Raw genomic sequence first — 13722 nt, forward strand, 5'->3', positions numbered from 1 at the left:
CAGACACAGCAGGAGCAGCGCCTGCAGGAGGAAGAGGTTGTCGTCGCGTCCGTGCCCGACGGGCTGTTCATCGGCGGCAGCTGGCGCCCGGCGGCCTCCGGTGCGACGTTCGGCGTCGAGGACCCCTCGCGCGCCCGTGAGCTGCGCACCGTCGCCGACGCCGGCGCCGAGGACGCGCGCTCCGCCGCCGAGGCGGCCGGGGCCGCGCAGGAGAAGTGGGCGGCCACTGCTCCGCGCGAGCGCAGCGAGATCCTGCGCCGCGGCTACGAGCTCCTGATGCAGCGCCAGGAGGAGCTCGCCCTCCTGATGACGCTCGAGATGGGCAAGCCGCTGGCCGAGGCGCGCGGCGAAGTGGCGTACGCCGCCGAGTTCTTCCGCTGGTTCGCCGAGGAGGCCGTCCGTGTCGAGGGCGGCTACCAGACCTCCCCCGACGGCAAGGACCGCTTCGTCGTCATGAAGCGCCCGGTCGGCCCGGTGCTGCTCATCACGCCGTGGAACTTCCCGCTGGCCATGGGCACCCGCAAGATCGGCCCGGCCATCGCCGCCGGCTGCACGATGATCGTGAAGCCGGCCGAGCAGACGCCGCTGACGATGCTGAAGCTCGCCGAGATCATGGTCGAGGCCGGCGTGCCCGAGGGTGTCCTCAACGTGCTCACCACCTCCCGCCCCGGTGAGGTCGTCGAGCCGCTGCTGCGCGGCGGCGTCATCCGCAAGCTGTCGTTCACCGGATCCACGCAGGTCGGCCGCCTCCTCCTCGAGCAGAGCGCCGAGCGTGTCCTGCGCGTCTCCCTGGAGCTGGGCGGCAATGCGCCGTTCGTCGTCTGCGCCGACGCCGACCTCGACAAGGCCGTCGAGGGCGCCATGGCCGCCAAGATGCGCAACATCGGCGAGGCGTGCACCGCCGCCAACCGCATGTACGTGCACGAGTCCGTCGCCGGCGAGTTCGCCGAGCGCCTCGCCGCCCGCATGGGCGCGCTGACCGTGGGGCGCGGCACCGAGACCGGCGTCGACGTCGGCCCGCTGATCGACGAGGCAGGCCGCAGCAAGGTCGACGAGCTGGTGGCCGACGCCGTCAAGCGCGGCGCGAAGGTCGTCACCGGCGGTGAGCGCGCCGAGGGCGAGGGCTACTTCTACGCCCCCACGGTCCTCACCGGCGTCTCCCCCGAGTCGGCCCTGATGAGCCAGGAGATCTTCGGCCCCGTGGCCCCGATCCTCACCTTCACCGACGAGGACGAGGTGATCGCCGCGGCCAACGACACCGAGTACGGCCTGGTCTCCTACCTGTTCACCGAGAACCTGGAGCGCGCCTTCCGGATCTCCGAGAAGCTGGACACCGGCATGATCGGCCTCAACAAGGGCGTCGTGTCCAACCCGGCCGCGCCGTTCGGCGGCGTCAAGGCCTCCGGCCTCGGCCGCGAGGGCGGCCGCATCGGCCTCGACGAGTTCCTGGAGACCCGCTACCTGGCCATGCCGCTCGGCTGACGCCACCCCACGCACCATCTGACCCACCCGCACATCCTGCTGAGCAACGAACAGACCGGAGTCGCCCCACTCATGGACCGCTTCATCGAGGTTTCCCTGCCCAAGCGCGGCGTCACCGCCACCGCGAAGCTGCTCGACGACCGCGCCCCGATCACCTGCGAGGCCATCTGGAACGCCCTGCCGCTGGGCAGCGACGTCTACCACGCGAAGTACGCGCGCAACGAGATCTACACCCTCGTCCCGGCCTTCGCCCCGCAGGAGCCCCCGCTGGAGAACCCCACGATCACCCCCATCCCGGGTGACCTGTGCTACTTCACCTTCTCCAACACCCAGATGAGCACGGCTTCGTACGGCTACGAGGCCGCCGCCGGCCAGCAGGACACCAAGGCCGCGCACGCCGAGCGCGACATCGTCGTGGACCTGGCCCTGTTCTACGAGCGCAACAACCTGCTGATCAACGGCGACCAGGGCTGGGTCCCCGGCATCGTCTGGGGCACGGTCGTCGAGGGCCTGGACCGCCTCGCCGAGGCCTCGCAGGACCTGTGGCGGGCGGGCGCGCTGGGCGAGTCGCTGCTGTTCAAGCGCGCCTGACGCAGCGCCGCACGCAGCACCACCACGTGCTGTGCCCGGCGCTTCAACGGCGCAGCGCCGGACACAGCTGGACAGCACACAAAGGGGGCGGGCCGGGGACGAGATCCCGGGCCCGCCCCCTTTGTGCGGCCTCGTGTCAGCCGACCGGCGCGAAGTCCACCACGTCCGCCTCCCGCAGCGCGGCCTGCAGGACCGCCGAGGCGCGCAGCACCAGCTCGTCGCCGTGCCGGGCCGCCACCAGCTGGGCACCCACCGGCAGGCCCGCGTCCGTCACGCCGCAGGGCACCGAGGCGGCCGGCTGCTGCGTCAGGTTGAACGGGTACGTGAACGGCGTCCAGCCCGTCCAGCGCTTGTGCTCGCCGCCCGGCGGCACCTCGACGCCCGCCTCGAACGCGGGGATCGGGACGGCGGGCGTCAGCAGCAGGTCGTACGTCTCGTGGAAGCGGCCCATCTGCACGCCGAGCGCCATCCGGGTGTCGACCGCGCCCAGGTAGTCGAGCGCGCTCTTCGCGGCGCCCTCGCGGCACACCTCCTGGAGGCCCGCGTCGAGCTGGGCGAACTGCTCCGGGCGCAGGTTCTCGACGACCTTGGCCGCGCCCGAGAACCACAGCGTGTGGTAGGCCTCGACCGGGTCGTCGAAGCCCGGGTCGGCCTCCTCCACGTCGGCGCCGAGCTCGGCGAGGAGCCGGGCCACAGCGGCGACGCGCTCGGCAACCTGCGGGTCCACGGTGGCGCCCGCGATCGTCGGCGCGTACGCGATCCGCAGCCCGCTCAGGGAGCCCTGGGCGAGCGCCTCGGCGACGGCGGCGCGGTAGCTGCCGCGCGGCGCATCGAGGGCCGACCAGTCGCGGCTGTCGAAGCCCGTGACGACGTCCATCAGGAGCGCCGCGTCCTCGACAGTGCGGGTCATCGGCCCGGCGTGTGCGAGGGTGCCGAACGGGCTCGCCGGGTACAGCGGAATCCGCCCGTACGTCGGCTTCATGCCGAAGATGCCGCAGAACGCGGCCGGGATGCGCACCGAGCCGCCGCCGTCCGTGCCCACCGAGAGCGGCGCCATGCCCGCGGCGACCGCGGCGGCGCTGCCGCCCGACGAGCCGCCCGACGTGGTCGACGGGTCCCACGGGTTGCGGGTCACACCGGTCAGCAGGTTGTCGGTGACGCCCTTCCAGCCGAACTCCGGGGTCGTCGTCTTGCCGACGAACACCGCACCCTGCTCACGCATCCGCGCCACGCACGGCGCGTCCTCGTCCCACGCGCGGTCGGCCGAGATGCTCAGCGAACCGCGCAGCGTGGGGCGGCCCCTGGTGTACAGCAGGTCCTTGATGGACGTCGGCACACCGTCGAGCAGGCCGAGCGGCTCGCCGCGGCCGCGCCGCTCCTCGCTCGCCCGCGCCTGGGCGAGTGCCTCGTCCCGGTCGACCAGGCAGAAGGCGTTCAGCTTGCTGTCGACCGCCTCGATGCGGTCGAGCACGGAGACGGTGGCCTCCACCGGGGACAGCTCGCCGCTCTCGTACGCGGCGAGCAGTTCGGTGGCGGTCAGCGCGTACGGCTCCTGGGGAGACGAGGTGCTCGTGCTGGTCATCGGGGGCCCTCCTCGGATGCGGTCTGCGCACCGGCCGCGACCGGTACGTAGCCCAGTTTCTTGTCCACGACATTGCGCAGCGGGCGGCCGGAGCGCCAGCGCGCGAAGTTGTCGGCGAAGACCTCGGCGAGGTCCTCCAGCCAGGTGTCGGTGTCGGCCGACATGTGCGGCGACACCAGCAGGTTGGGCGCGTCCCACATCGGGCTGTCGGCAGGCAGCGGCTCCTGCCGGAACACGTCCAGGGCGGCGCCGCCCAGCTGCCCCTCCTCCAAGGCGGCCAGCAGGTCCTTCTCGACGACGATCGGTCCGCGCCCCACGTTCAGGAACCGGGCGCCGCGCTTCATCCGCGCGAACGCCGCCGCGTCGAACATGTCCTCGGTCCGGTCCGTCAGCGGCGCCGCGCAGACCACCCAGTCGGCGCCCGCGAGCAGCGCGTCGAGCTCGTCGAAGGCGTGCACCGTGCCGACCTCGGGGTCGTCGTCCCTGCGGGTGCGCCCCACCAGGTCCACCCGCAGTCCGAGCGCCCTCAGAGTGCGCACGACGGCCCGCCCGATGGGTCCGCCGCCCACCACGACCGCGTGCGTTCCCGAGACCCGCTGGGTGACCCGGTGCTGCCAGACGCGCTCGCGCTGCCGGTCGTACGTCCCTGCGAAGTCCTTGGCGAGGGCGACGATCTGGCCGGCCACGTACTCGGCGATGGGCTGCTCGAAGACGCCCCGCGAGTTGGTCAGCAGGATGTCGGAGTCGCGCAGGGCGGGGAACATCAGCCGGTCCACTCCGGCGCTGGCGGTGTGCACCCAGCGCGGGCCGCCCTGCGCCGGCCAGGCGGCGGGCAGGGCCTCGGTACCGAATTCCCAGACCAGCAGCGCGTCGGCGTGCGGCAGTTCTGCGGCGAGCCGCTCCTCGGAGATGCAGACGAGGTCGGCGTGGGCGGTCACGTCGTCCATGCCGGGCGGCCGCTGGTCGGCAAGCACCAGGACACGGGGGGCTGGGGAATTCTCGGTCTTCGTCACGGCGGTCCTTCGGTCGCTCGGCACTGCGGCGACGGTCGGTGGGACAGAGTGCGGACGCGGTCGTCGCGGACGGAAATGCGGGCGGTCATACGGGTGAACGACGGTGTGTCCCCATGTGATCGGCAGCAGATCAGGGACACGGCATGCAGGACGACGGACGAAGAAGCACCATGGAAGCAGCCGGGTGTCAAAGGGGCCGGAGCCTCTTTCCCACCGCCGTCCACCCGCTCGCTCACCTCGGGGAACGAGCCTTTCCCCCATGGGGATTGACACGCTAAGCAGCGCGTCTTTACGTTGTCAACAATCTACAGCCACCTCGGCTACCCGGAGGCCGACGACTGAAACCCGCACCGTCCGCGGGCCGGGCGGCCATCTCCTACCGCCCTTCAGTACGACCCTGTCACCACGTCCACCCAGGCGTACGGACCGCATCCCGTACGCGTGCAGCCATGAAGGGGCTCTGCATTGGACATCACGACCTTCGGCGGACCGGTACCACAGCGCGGCATCGGCGTAGTCGCCCCGTTCGACTTCGCGCTCGACCGCGAACTGTGGCGCTGGACCCCCGAGGAGATCTCCCTCCACCTGACCCGCACCCCGTACGTGCCGGTCGAGGTCAGCGTGGACATGGCGCGCCTGATCAGCGAGCACGAGACGCTCCAGCACGCCGTCACCGCGCTCGATGCCGTACGTCCGGTCTCGTTCGCGTACGCCTGCACCTCCGGCAGCTTCGTCGGCGGCATCGCCTACGAGCGCGCCATGTGCGCCTCCATGAGCGGCTCCGGCCGCGGCATGCCCTCTGTCACCACCTCCGGCGCCCTGCTGGAGGCGCTGCAGGAGCTGGGGGCACGCCGGGTCAGCGTGATCACCCCGTACACGCAGTCACTGACGGACGCCCTGGCGGACTACCTGGCCGAGGCGGACATCGATGTCGTCGGCCGCGAGTACATGGGCCTGACCGGAGAGATCTGGCAGGTCGGCTACCGGGACGTCGTGGAGCTGGCCAGGTCCGCGGACCTCACGGACGCCGACTGCCTCTTCATCAGCTGCACCAACCTGGCCACATACGACGTGATCCCGCAGCTGGAGGCCGAGCTGCGGATCCCGGTGATCTCCGCCAACCAGGTCACCATGTGGTCGGCGCTGCGCCACGCGGGCGCGCGGCCGGCGGGCGACTACCAGTCTCTGATCGACCCCGCGGCCCGCGCCGCCCTGGCCCCGTACCGCAAGACGAGCATGAGGCCCTCCCCCGCGGCGACGGCCGCCGTCGAGCGGGGGCCGCTCGACGCCGCCCCCGAGCCCGCGGCTCCGACGCCGACGGACGAGACGGCGACAGGCCTGGATCTCGGCTGACACTCGACCGCACCGGCGGCCTCCACGCACGAGGCCGCCGGTGCGCACACTCTTCGCACGTACCGACAGCCGACCGACTGTCAACAATCTACAACCGGCCGTTTCCGCAGTAGACTGCCGGCACGAAAGGACGACTGAAGCATGAGCGAGAAGACGGCCCGCGTCGGGTTCCTCTACCCCGGCTACTCCGCCGAGGACGACTACCCGCGCCTGGAGCAGCTGATCGGCGGCGACGTCCGGCTGACCCTCGTCCACACGGACATCGGCACGGACGCCCACCGGGTGGACGACCTCCTGGAGATGGGTGCCACGCACCGCCTCAAGGCGTCCCTCGGCGAGCTCCTCGCGCAGCCGCAGGACGTGGTCATCTGGGCGTGCACCAGCGCCAGCTTCATCTTCGGCCCCGAGGGCGCCCGCAAGCAGGTCGCCGAACTCGCCGAGGCCGCAGGTCTGCCCGTGGAGCGCACCTCCTCCACCTCGTTCGCCTTCGCTCACGCCGTGCAGGCGCTCGGCGTGCGCCGCCTGGCCGTCGCCGCGACCTACCCGGACGACGTGGCCGGCTACTTCGTGCGGTTCCTGGAGCACCACGGCGCCGAGGTCGTACAGGTTTCCGGCCGCGGCATCATCACCGCCGCCGAGGTCGGTACGCTGGGCCGCGAACAGGTACTTGAGCTGGCCAGGAGCAACGACCACCCGGACGCCGAGGCGATCCTGCTCCCTGACACCGCGCTGCACAGCGCCGCCTGGCTCGACGAACTCGAAGAGGCCGTCGGCAAGCCGGTCCTGACGGCCAACCAGGTCACCGCCTGGGAAGGGCTGCGTCTCGCGGGCGACACGGAGCCGCGCGAGGGACTCGGCTCGCTCTTCCGCCTGACCCGACAGCCTGATTCACCCACCCCCGCGGCCGTGTGAGCCGACGGCCGCCCCGATCCGAGGAAACGAACTGAATATGGCCACTGCGAAACCCCTGCGACCGGTCAAGCGGGAGCCCGCGGCGACCGTCATCGCCGCCCAGCTGACCGAAGCGATCATGGACGGCAGCCTCGCCCCCGGCACCCAGCTGGGCGAGGCCGAACTGGCGGGCCAGCTCGGCGTGAGCCGGGGACCGCTGCGCGAGGCACTGCAACGCCTCGTGCAGCAGGGCATCGCCATCAGCTCCCCGCACCGCGGCGTCTTCGTGACACGGCTCGACGAGCACGATGTCCGCGACATCTACCTCGCCCGCACCGCCATGGAATCCGCCGCCTGCCGCCTCGTACTGCAGGGGAATCCGCAGCGTACGGCGGACCGCCTCGCCAGGGTCCACCGCACCATGCAGACGGCGGCCCGCCGCCGCAACTACGCGGCCTTGAGCGCGGCCGACATGGACTTCCACCAGGCCCTCGTCGAGGAGTCCGGCAGCCCGCGCCTGCAGCGGATCGCGCAGACCCTCTTCGTGGAGACCCGGATGTGTCTGTCGGCCCTCACCGAGGACCACCCGGATCCCGACGCCCTGGTCGAGGAGCACGCGGGCCTCATCGAGGCACTCCGCGACCAGGACGAGTCCCGGCTCCTCGCCCTGCTCGACGACCACATGCAGGACGCGGTCCACCGACTGACGGGCCCGGCCCTCGCGCCGGAGCCCGCCGCCTCGGACGCGGCGGCAGGCTGACACACGAGGAGGCCCCTATACGGCGGTGCCGGGGGGACCGGCACCGGGGGTCGATTCGGTCGTCTGGTACGCGGAGCGCGTCGCGCAGATGGTGGGTCTGCCAGTGGATCGGGTGAAGCCGCTTCTCGACTGCGGTAGCCGACCTCAGGTGTGGCGCAAGCACTCCGGGAAGAATCAGCAGTGGCTGGTGGTGATGTCGTTCTCGCCGTTGCCGGACTCGTGAGGCTCGTCGTCCGATTCCAGGGCGGCGGACCGCTTTTGTGCGTCACGGGGCGTCGTCGGCCGGCGGCCAGCTCCTCACGACGCGGGAGTCGTCAGCCTCGTCGGTGAGGACGATCCGGGAGTTGGGTATGCCGCTGTAGCTGCCGATCCACGAGGTGAATCTCTGCTGCGCGGCCTCGAGGTCGCCCCACCTTCCCTGCATGAGGATGGCGTCGTCGCTCGTGAGGGTGAGCCGGTACCGCTGGAGATGATCCACGGCGGTCACTCTGTCACGACGGGCGGGTGCACGGCCGGATGTGCCTTCCATCGCATCCTTGGCGGAATTGCTGGATCTCTTCTGACACGTTCCTGCACGGTTGACACGGCCCTGCACGGTTTCCTGCGCACTGCTGGGCGGCGGCCACGGTGCTGTCGGCAGAGCGTCGGTCAACCGTCGCGGACCAGCCCGGTGCCCGCGAGGCAGCCGTCGATCCACAACTCAACTACCAGGCCACCGTAGAAGCCGATTCGACGATGTGCCCACCGAGACTGAGACACCCCGCCAATTGCCCGGACTTGTTTGAGACGGCGGCTCAGGTGCGGGAGATCTTTGAGACTGCCTGGACCTACCTGAGACAGAACACCTGCCTGCGCCACTTCGGCCACTGCGACTTTTCGGGGCGTGAAGGGCCGTCATCGTGTGGGTCAGCAGCCGCCGGAGGCCGGCGCCTGGACGGTGTCGGCAGCGCCGAGCTGGATCAGAGCTGAGGTCGGGGCGCAGCAGCCGCCGTCCTGGGCCTGCTCGGCTTCGGGTGTGTCGAAGAGGCCGGCACCGCCGCAGACTCCGGTCTCGGGCAGCGTCAGTTCCACCCGGTCGGCCGCCTCCTGGTCTCCGGCCAGGGCGGCAGCGATGGAGCGGACCTGCTCGTAGCCGGTCATCGCGAGGAAGGTGGGGGCGCGGCCGTAGGACTTCATGCCGGCCAGGTAGACGTCCTGCTCCGGGTGGGAGAGCTCCTTGGCGCCGTGCGGGTAGACGGTGCCGCAGGAGTGCTGGTTGGGGTCGATGAGCGGGGCCAGTTCGACCGGCGCCTGGAGGCGCCCGTCCAGGTCCAGGCGGATCTCGGAGAGGAAGGACAGGTCGGGGCGGAAGCCGGTGAGGACGATGACCTCGTCGACCGGGTCGAGGCGGCGGCCGTCCTCGCTGACCAGGACCAGGTGCCCGCCTTCGGTGCGCTCGACGGCTTCGGTGCGGAAGCCGGTGACCGCGTCGGCGTGGCCGTCGTCGACGGCGGCCTTGGCCGCAAGGCCGAGCGCGCCGCGGGCAGGCAGCTCGTCGGCCTCGCCGCCGCCGAAGGTGGAGCCGGAGATGCCCCGGCGCAGGATCCACAGGCTCTTCGTGCCCGCGCCGTCGTCGGCCTTGGCCAGGTCGGCGAGCCCGGCGAGAGCGGTGAAGGCGGAAGCGCCGGAGCCGATCACGGCGGTGCGCTTGCCCGCGTAACGGGCACGTACGGCCGGGTCCTTGAGGTCCGGTACGCGGTAGGAGATCCGGCTGGCTGCAGCCTTCTCACCGAGTGCGGGCAGGCCGCTGCCACCGGCCGGGGAGGGCGTGGTCCAGGTGCCTGAGGCGTCGATCACGGCGCGGGCGAACAGGCGTTCCTCGCGGCCGTCAGCGTAGGTGACGTGGACGACGAAGGGCTGGGCCTCGCGGTCGGCGTCGACGATGCGGTCGCGGCCCGTGCGGGAGACACCGGTGACTGTGGCGCCGGTGCGGACCTTGTCACCGAGAACGTTGGCCAGCGGCTTCAGGTACTGCTCGGCCCAGTCGCCTCCGCTCGGGTAGGCGGCGCTGTCCGGCCGGGCCCAGCCGGTGGGCGCGAGGAGCTTCTCGGCCGCCGGGTCGACGACTTCGCCCCAGGGGGAGAACAGCCGCACATGCGCCCACTCCCGCACGGCCGCCCCGGCCTGCGCTCCGGCTTCAAGGACCAACGGTTCCAGGCCGCGCTCGACCAGGTGAGCGGCAGCGGCCAGACCAATGGGACCGGCACCGATCACGACGACGGGCAGGCGGTCGGTGGCAGTGGCGTTCACGAAGACTCCCCTTTGCTTCGACGGTTGTCGATGGCTTGCGTAGCCAGCATTACACCTGCTTCGACAAGCGTCAACATAGACATGCATCGAATCAACAAGCTCGCGGCGTGCACCTGCGAGGCGGCTTCGACCCGGGTCGGCGGAGTCGATATCGCCCCTCGCGACTGCTTCGACATGTGTCAACATAGACGTATGTCGAATGCGAAGGTGTTGCCGCTCATCGAGACCGCCGGCCCGACCACTGCGCCGTGCTGCCCGCCACTGACCGAGCGGCCGTTCACCGCCGACGAGGCCGAGACCGCCGCGCGGATGTTCAAGGCGCTCGGCGACCCCGTCCGGCTGCGCCTGTTCTCGCTCGTCGCCTCCCACGAAGGTGGGGAAGCCTGCGTCTGTGACATCTCCGACGTCGGGGTCTCCCAGCCGACCGTCTCCCACCACCTGAAGAAGCTCAAGGACGCCGGGCTGCTCACCTCCGAGCGGCGCGGCACCTGGGTCTACTACCGGGTCGAGCCGTCCGTGCTGGCCGCGATGGGGCAATTGCTGACCCTGCACCCCGCGGCCTGACCCGACTGATTGCGGTCGAGGGCGACGAAGCCCCGCCGGCGGCGGCGCAGGTAGTGGCCGGCGGAGCGCCCCGCCTGGCCGCCGCAGACCACCACCGCGCTCACGTGGCCGCCGGAGGGTCGGCCGGCCTGCGCACCTGCCGTGCGCCCACGCACAGGCGGTGCGTCAGGCGTCCTTCCCTGTGGTGACCAGTGCGGCGGGAGCGAACCCTTTGCGCCAGGCCAGGGCCACGTAGACGAGCCCGATCAGGACCGGCACCTCGATGAGCGGGCCGACGACACCCGCGAGGGCCTGGCCGCTGGTGACGCCGAAGGTCGCGATGGCGACCGCGATGGCCAGCTCGAAGTTGTTACCGGCCGCAGTGAAGGCGAGCGTCGCCGTCCGGTCGTACGCCATGCCGAGCGCCTTGCCGAGCAGGAAGCTCCCGAAGAACATCACGGCGAAGTAGACCAGCAGCGGCAGTGCGATCCGGATGACGTCGACCGGCTCGGAGGTGATCGCATCCCCCTGCAGGGCGAAGAGGATGACGATGGTGAAGAGCAGGCCGTACAGGGCCCACGGGCCGATCTTCGGCAGGAAATCGGACTCGTACCTCGCACGGCCCATCTTCTTCTCGCCGATGCGGCGCGTGAGGAATCCGGCGGCGAGCGGGATACCGAGGAAGACGATCACGTTGAGCGCGATGTGCCACACGGACACGTCCAGGCCCTGTCCGTCGCCGAGACCCAGCCACTGCGGGAGCAGGTCGAGATAGAACCAGCCGAGCAAGCTGAACGCGATGACCTGGAACACCGAGTTGAGCGCGACGAGAACAGCGGCGGCCTCGCGGTCGCCGCAGGCCAGGTCGTTCCAGATGATCACCATCGCGATACAGCGGGCCAGGCCCACGATGATCAGGCCGGTGCGGTACTCGGGCAGGTCCGGCAGGAAGATCCAGGCGAGCGCGAACATCACCGCCGGGCCGACGACCCAGTTGATGACGAGCGACGACACCATCAGCTTCCTGTCGCCGGTGACCCTGTCCAGCTTGTCGTAGCGGACCTTGGCCAGGACCGGATACATCATCACCAGCAGGCCGATCGCGATCGGCAGCGAGATGCCTCCTGTCTCGACCTTGGCGAGGGCGTCGTCCATGCCGGGGATCAGGCGGCCGAGCCCGAGGCCGACGGCCATGGCGAGCAGGATCCACACGGCGAGGTAGCGGTCGAGCGTGGAGAGTTTGGCAACGATCGAGGCGTCGTCGGCTGCGGGCGCCGCCGGGGCCTTGGTGCCGGGTTCCGTCGAGGTCATTCAGCAGGCTCGCTTCCGGCCGGTCTCGGCGGTGGTACGGGCGGTCTCGGCGAGCTCGGTGAACTGGCCGGCCAGGGCGGCGATGACGTCGGGCCGCAGGCGGTAGTAGGTGAACCGCCCGCACGGCTCGGTCTCCACGACCCCGGCCTCCCGCAGCACCTTCAGGTGGTTGGAGAGGTTGGTCTGCCTGGCTCCGGTCTCCTCGACCAGATGCGTGGTGCACAGGGTCTCGTGGGCGAGCAGGTTCACGATTTTGAGCCTGAGCGGGTCAGCCAGCACCCGGATCAGGTCAGTGTCGGCTGACGTCATCATGGGCTGATACTCTCACATCACTCTCGGCTGATACCAGTCCGGGCTGACCGGCCGGTCGGCGCGAGCGCACACGCCCCGCCGCCCAAGCCATCCCTCCTCCCATCGGATCCCGGCGGCCCGTCGAAGGGGTTCTCATGACCACGTCCCCGCCCACACCACCCGTGCTGCCCGACGAGCGCCTCGCCGCCGGCACGGCCCGCCTCGCCACCCGGCACCGCGGCCGCTTCTGCGCCGAAACCGTGCAACGCGTCATTACCGACTCCTGCGCGCGGCTCGCGGAGCACGCCCGCGTCCACACGCACCTCGTCGTGCTCGCCGAACGGTTCGCCGCCGAGTGCCTGTACGCCCTGGCCCACGTCGAGGGCGCGCCGGGCAGCGGCCTGCCGCGCGTGCTGTTCGTGTGCAACCACAACGCCGGGCGCTCCCAGATGGCGCGGCCCTGCTCGCGCGCCGTGCCCAGGGCGGCGTGACGGTGTCCTCCGCCGGGACGCAACGGGCCCAGGCGGTCGAGCCGACCGTCGCGCATGCGCCGACCGAAGTCGGGGTGAGCATCGCCGACGCGTTCCCCGAACCGCTGACCGACGAGGTCGTCCAGGCCGCCGACCTCGTGGTCACGATGGGCTGCGGCGACGCCTGCCCCGTCATGCCCGGGCGCCGCCACCTGGACTGGCCCATCACGGACCCGGAAGGCGCACCCATCGCTGTCGTGCGCACCATCCGCGACGCCATCGATGCCCACATCGGTGAACTGCTCGGCACCCTGACGCCCGGCACCTGAACTCCCCGCACGGCCAACCTGCTTGCCCACCCGCGAAGGAAGAACCCATGCCCACCACACCGCTCGCGTCCGTGCTCTTCGTCTGCGTCCACAACGCGGGCCGCTCACAGATGGCCGCCGGATTCCTCGGCCACCTCGCAGGCGACCGCATCGAGGTCCGCTCCGCCGGCTCGATCCCCGGCGATCAGGTCAATCCTGCGGCCGTCGAGGCGATGAAGGAAGTCGGCGTCGACATCTCGGCCGCCCAGCCCAAGGTGCTGACCACCGAGGCCGTCCAGGCGTCCGACTACGTCATCACCATGGGGTGCGGCGACGCCTGCCCGATCTTCCCGGGCAAGAAGTACCTCGACTGGGCTCTCGAAGACCCGGCCGGCAAGGGCGTCGACGCCGTCCGACCGATCCGCGACGAGATCAAGACCCGCATCGAGGCACTCATCGCCGAAATCGACGCTGCGCAGGCATAACCGATCACTCGAACCGACAGGGCGGGGCTGTTGCGCCCGCCCTGTCGCCGCGGTGCCAACCAGCTCGACCAAGTGTCATCAATCTCGAAAAGTCACAGCTGTGGTCGTTGTAGGTGGCACCGCTCGCCAAGTGGCGTGCTCAGCCTGCAGCGCATCGCCGCGGCATACGATCAGCCAGTCAGGCAGGGGGAAGGCGTGAGTTGGCTACCGTGGGCGATCAGCACGGGACAGGTTCCGGCCAGGTGGCCAACTGCCGGGTCACGTATGGAAGGCTGCGGCTGCAGGCCCCTTACACCAGCCGTAGGCCCGTTCCACACCTGCTCACCGTGCAGGCCGGCCTACTGGACGGCCGA

At 70.8% G+C, this 13722-nt stretch carries 15 protein-coding genes; 9 read left to right on the forward strand and 6 right to left on the reverse strand.

Annotation, left to right across the window (positions count from 1 at the left end; genetic code table 11):
- Positions 1–51: 51 nt before the first annotated feature.
- The gene (locus ACY0PA_RS03130) at positions 52–1482 is read left to right on the forward strand and encodes an NAD-dependent succinate-semialdehyde dehydrogenase (RefSeq protein WP_473086219.1); all 1431 of its coding nucleotides are present in this window, start codon (positions 52–54) and stop codon (positions 1480–1482) included.
- Between the two features lie 72 nt (positions 1483–1554).
- Positions 1555–2073 (forward strand): DUF3830 family protein, encoded by a 519-nt coding sequence (locus tag ACY0PA_RS03135; RefSeq protein ID WP_473083212.1) that lies wholly within the window; start codon positions 1555–1557, stop codon positions 2071–2073.
- A 136-nt stretch (positions 2074–2209) separates the two neighbouring features.
- Here the strand turns inward: ACY0PA_RS03135 and ACY0PA_RS03140 are convergent, their stop codons facing one another.
- On the reverse strand, positions 2210–3655 hold the full coding sequence (locus ACY0PA_RS03140) for an amidase (RefSeq protein WP_473083213.1): 1446 nt from the start codon (positions 3653–3655) through the stop codon (positions 2210–2212).
- A complete protein-coding gene (locus ACY0PA_RS03145) occupies positions 3652–4602 on the reverse strand; it encodes a D-2-hydroxyacid dehydrogenase (protein WP_473086220.1) in 951 nt (316 codons plus the stop codon). The genes ACY0PA_RS03140 and ACY0PA_RS03145 overlap by 4 nt, the downstream gene beginning before the upstream one ends.
- A 531-nt stretch (positions 4603–5133) precedes the next feature.
- Between ACY0PA_RS03145 and ACY0PA_RS03150 the strand changes: the two genes are divergently transcribed.
- The 3 genes from ACY0PA_RS03150 (at position 5134) to ACY0PA_RS03160 (ending at position 7672) form a co-directional block, all read left to right on the forward strand.
- Positions 5134–6021 (forward strand): maleate cis-trans isomerase family protein, encoded by an 888-nt coding sequence (locus ACY0PA_RS03150; RefSeq protein ID WP_473083214.1) that lies wholly within the window; start codon positions 5134–5136, stop codon positions 6019–6021.
- Positions 6022–6162: 141 nt separating this feature from the next.
- Positions 6163–6933, forward strand: a complete 771-nt coding sequence (locus ACY0PA_RS03155; RefSeq protein ID WP_473083215.1) for a maleate cis-trans isomerase family protein — start codon at positions 6163–6165, stop codon at positions 6931–6933.
- Positions 6934–6970: 37 nt separating this feature from the next.
- Positions 6971–7672 carry a GntR family transcriptional regulator gene (locus ACY0PA_RS03160; RefSeq protein ID WP_473083216.1) on the forward strand — a complete coding sequence of 234 codons (702 nt, stop codon included), beginning with the start codon at positions 6971–6973 and terminating at the stop codon, positions 7670–7672.
- A gap of 265 nt (positions 7673–7937) precedes the next feature.
- Here the strand turns inward: ACY0PA_RS03160 and ACY0PA_RS03165 are convergent, their stop codons facing one another.
- Positions 7938–8150 (reverse strand): hypothetical protein, encoded by a 213-nt coding sequence (locus ACY0PA_RS03165; protein WP_473083217.1) that lies wholly within the window; start codon positions 8148–8150, stop codon positions 7938–7940.
- A 428-nt stretch (positions 8151–8578) separates the two neighbouring features.
- Positions 8579–9961, reverse strand: coding sequence for an NAD(P)-binding domain-containing protein (locus ACY0PA_RS03170; protein ID WP_473083218.1), 1383 nt, complete (start codon positions 9959–9961; stop codon positions 8579–8581).
- A gap of 192 nt (positions 9962–10153) precedes the next feature.
- On the opposite strand from ACY0PA_RS03170, the gene ACY0PA_RS03175 reads away from it, so the two are divergent.
- Positions 10154–10525 carry an ArsR/SmtB family transcription factor gene (locus ACY0PA_RS03175; protein ID WP_473083219.1) on the forward strand — a complete coding sequence of 124 codons (372 nt, stop codon included), beginning with the start codon at positions 10154–10156 and terminating at the stop codon, positions 10523–10525.
- A gap of 165 nt (positions 10526–10690) precedes the next feature.
- On the opposite strand, the gene arsB is transcribed toward ACY0PA_RS03175, so the two are convergent.
- Both arsB and ACY0PA_RS03185 read right to left on the reverse strand, forming a co-directional pair.
- Positions 10691–11815 (reverse strand): ACR3 family arsenite efflux transporter, encoded by a 1125-nt coding sequence (gene arsB, locus ACY0PA_RS03180; protein ID WP_473083220.1) that lies wholly within the window; start codon positions 11813–11815, stop codon positions 10691–10693.
- The gene (locus ACY0PA_RS03185) at positions 11816–12127 is read right to left on the reverse strand and encodes an ArsR/SmtB family transcription factor (RefSeq protein WP_473083221.1); all 312 of its coding nucleotides are present in this window, start codon (positions 12125–12127) and stop codon (positions 11816–11818) included.
- A gap of 134 nt (positions 12128–12261) precedes the next feature.
- Between ACY0PA_RS03185 and ACY0PA_RS03190 the strand changes: the two genes are divergently transcribed.
- The 3 genes from ACY0PA_RS03190 to ACY0PA_RS03200 are packed head-to-tail and all read left to right on the forward strand — an operon-like array spanning position 12262 to position 13369.
- Positions 12262–12597, forward strand: coding sequence for a three-helix bundle dimerization domain-containing protein (locus ACY0PA_RS03190; protein ID WP_473083222.1), 336 nt, complete (start codon positions 12262–12264; stop codon positions 12595–12597).
- Positions 12594–12905, forward strand: coding sequence for an arsenate-mycothiol transferase ArsC (locus tag ACY0PA_RS03195; RefSeq protein ID WP_473083223.1), 312 nt, complete (start codon positions 12594–12596; stop codon positions 12903–12905). The genes ACY0PA_RS03190 and ACY0PA_RS03195 overlap by 4 nt, the downstream gene beginning before the upstream one ends.
- Before the next feature lie 47 nt (positions 12906–12952).
- Positions 12953–13369 carry an arsenate reductase ArsC gene (locus tag ACY0PA_RS03200; protein WP_473083224.1) on the forward strand — a complete coding sequence of 139 codons (417 nt, stop codon included), beginning with the start codon at positions 12953–12955 and terminating at the stop codon, positions 13367–13369.
- Positions 13370–13722: the final 353 nt, after the last annotated feature.

The sequence above is a fragment of the Streptomyces sp. DS1-CR2 genome (assembly GCF_055760475.1).

What these genes read in the sequence shown, in the direction of transcription:
- ACY0PA_RS03190 (WP_473083222.1), top strand. Translation starts at nt 12,262, where the DNA reads ATGACCACGTCCCCGCCCACACCACCCGTGCTGCCCGACGAGCGCCTC.
- arsB (WP_473083220.1), bottom strand. Translation starts at nt 11,815, where the DNA reads ATGACCTCGACGGAACCCGGCACCAAGGCCCCGGCGGCGCCCGCAGCC.
- ACY0PA_RS03135 (WP_473083212.1), top strand. Translation starts at nt 1,555, where the DNA reads ATGGACCGCTTCATCGAGGTTTCCCTGCCCAAGCGCGGCGTCACCGCC.
- ACY0PA_RS03200 (WP_473083224.1), top strand. Translation starts at nt 12,953, where the DNA reads ATGCCCACCACACCGCTCGCGTCCGTGCTCTTCGTCTGCGTCCACAAC.
- ACY0PA_RS03185 (WP_473083221.1), bottom strand. Translation starts at nt 12,127, where the DNA reads ATGATGACGTCAGCCGACACTGACCTGATCCGGGTGCTGGCTGACCCG.
- ACY0PA_RS03175 (WP_473083219.1), top strand. Translation starts at nt 10,154, where the DNA reads ATGTCGAATGCGAAGGTGTTGCCGCTCATCGAGACCGCCGGCCCGACC.
- ACY0PA_RS03145 (WP_473086220.1), bottom strand. Translation starts at nt 4,602, where the DNA reads ATGGACGACGTGACCGCCCACGCCGACCTCGTCTGCATCTCCGAGGAG.
- ACY0PA_RS03155 (WP_473083215.1), top strand. Translation starts at nt 6,163, where the DNA reads ATGAGCGAGAAGACGGCCCGCGTCGGGTTCCTCTACCCCGGCTACTCC.
- ACY0PA_RS03140 (WP_473083213.1), bottom strand. Translation starts at nt 3,655, where the DNA reads ATGACCAGCACGAGCACCTCGTCTCCCCAGGAGCCGTACGCGCTGACC.
- ACY0PA_RS03160 (WP_473083216.1), top strand. Translation starts at nt 6,971, where the DNA reads ATGGCCACTGCGAAACCCCTGCGACCGGTCAAGCGGGAGCCCGCGGCG.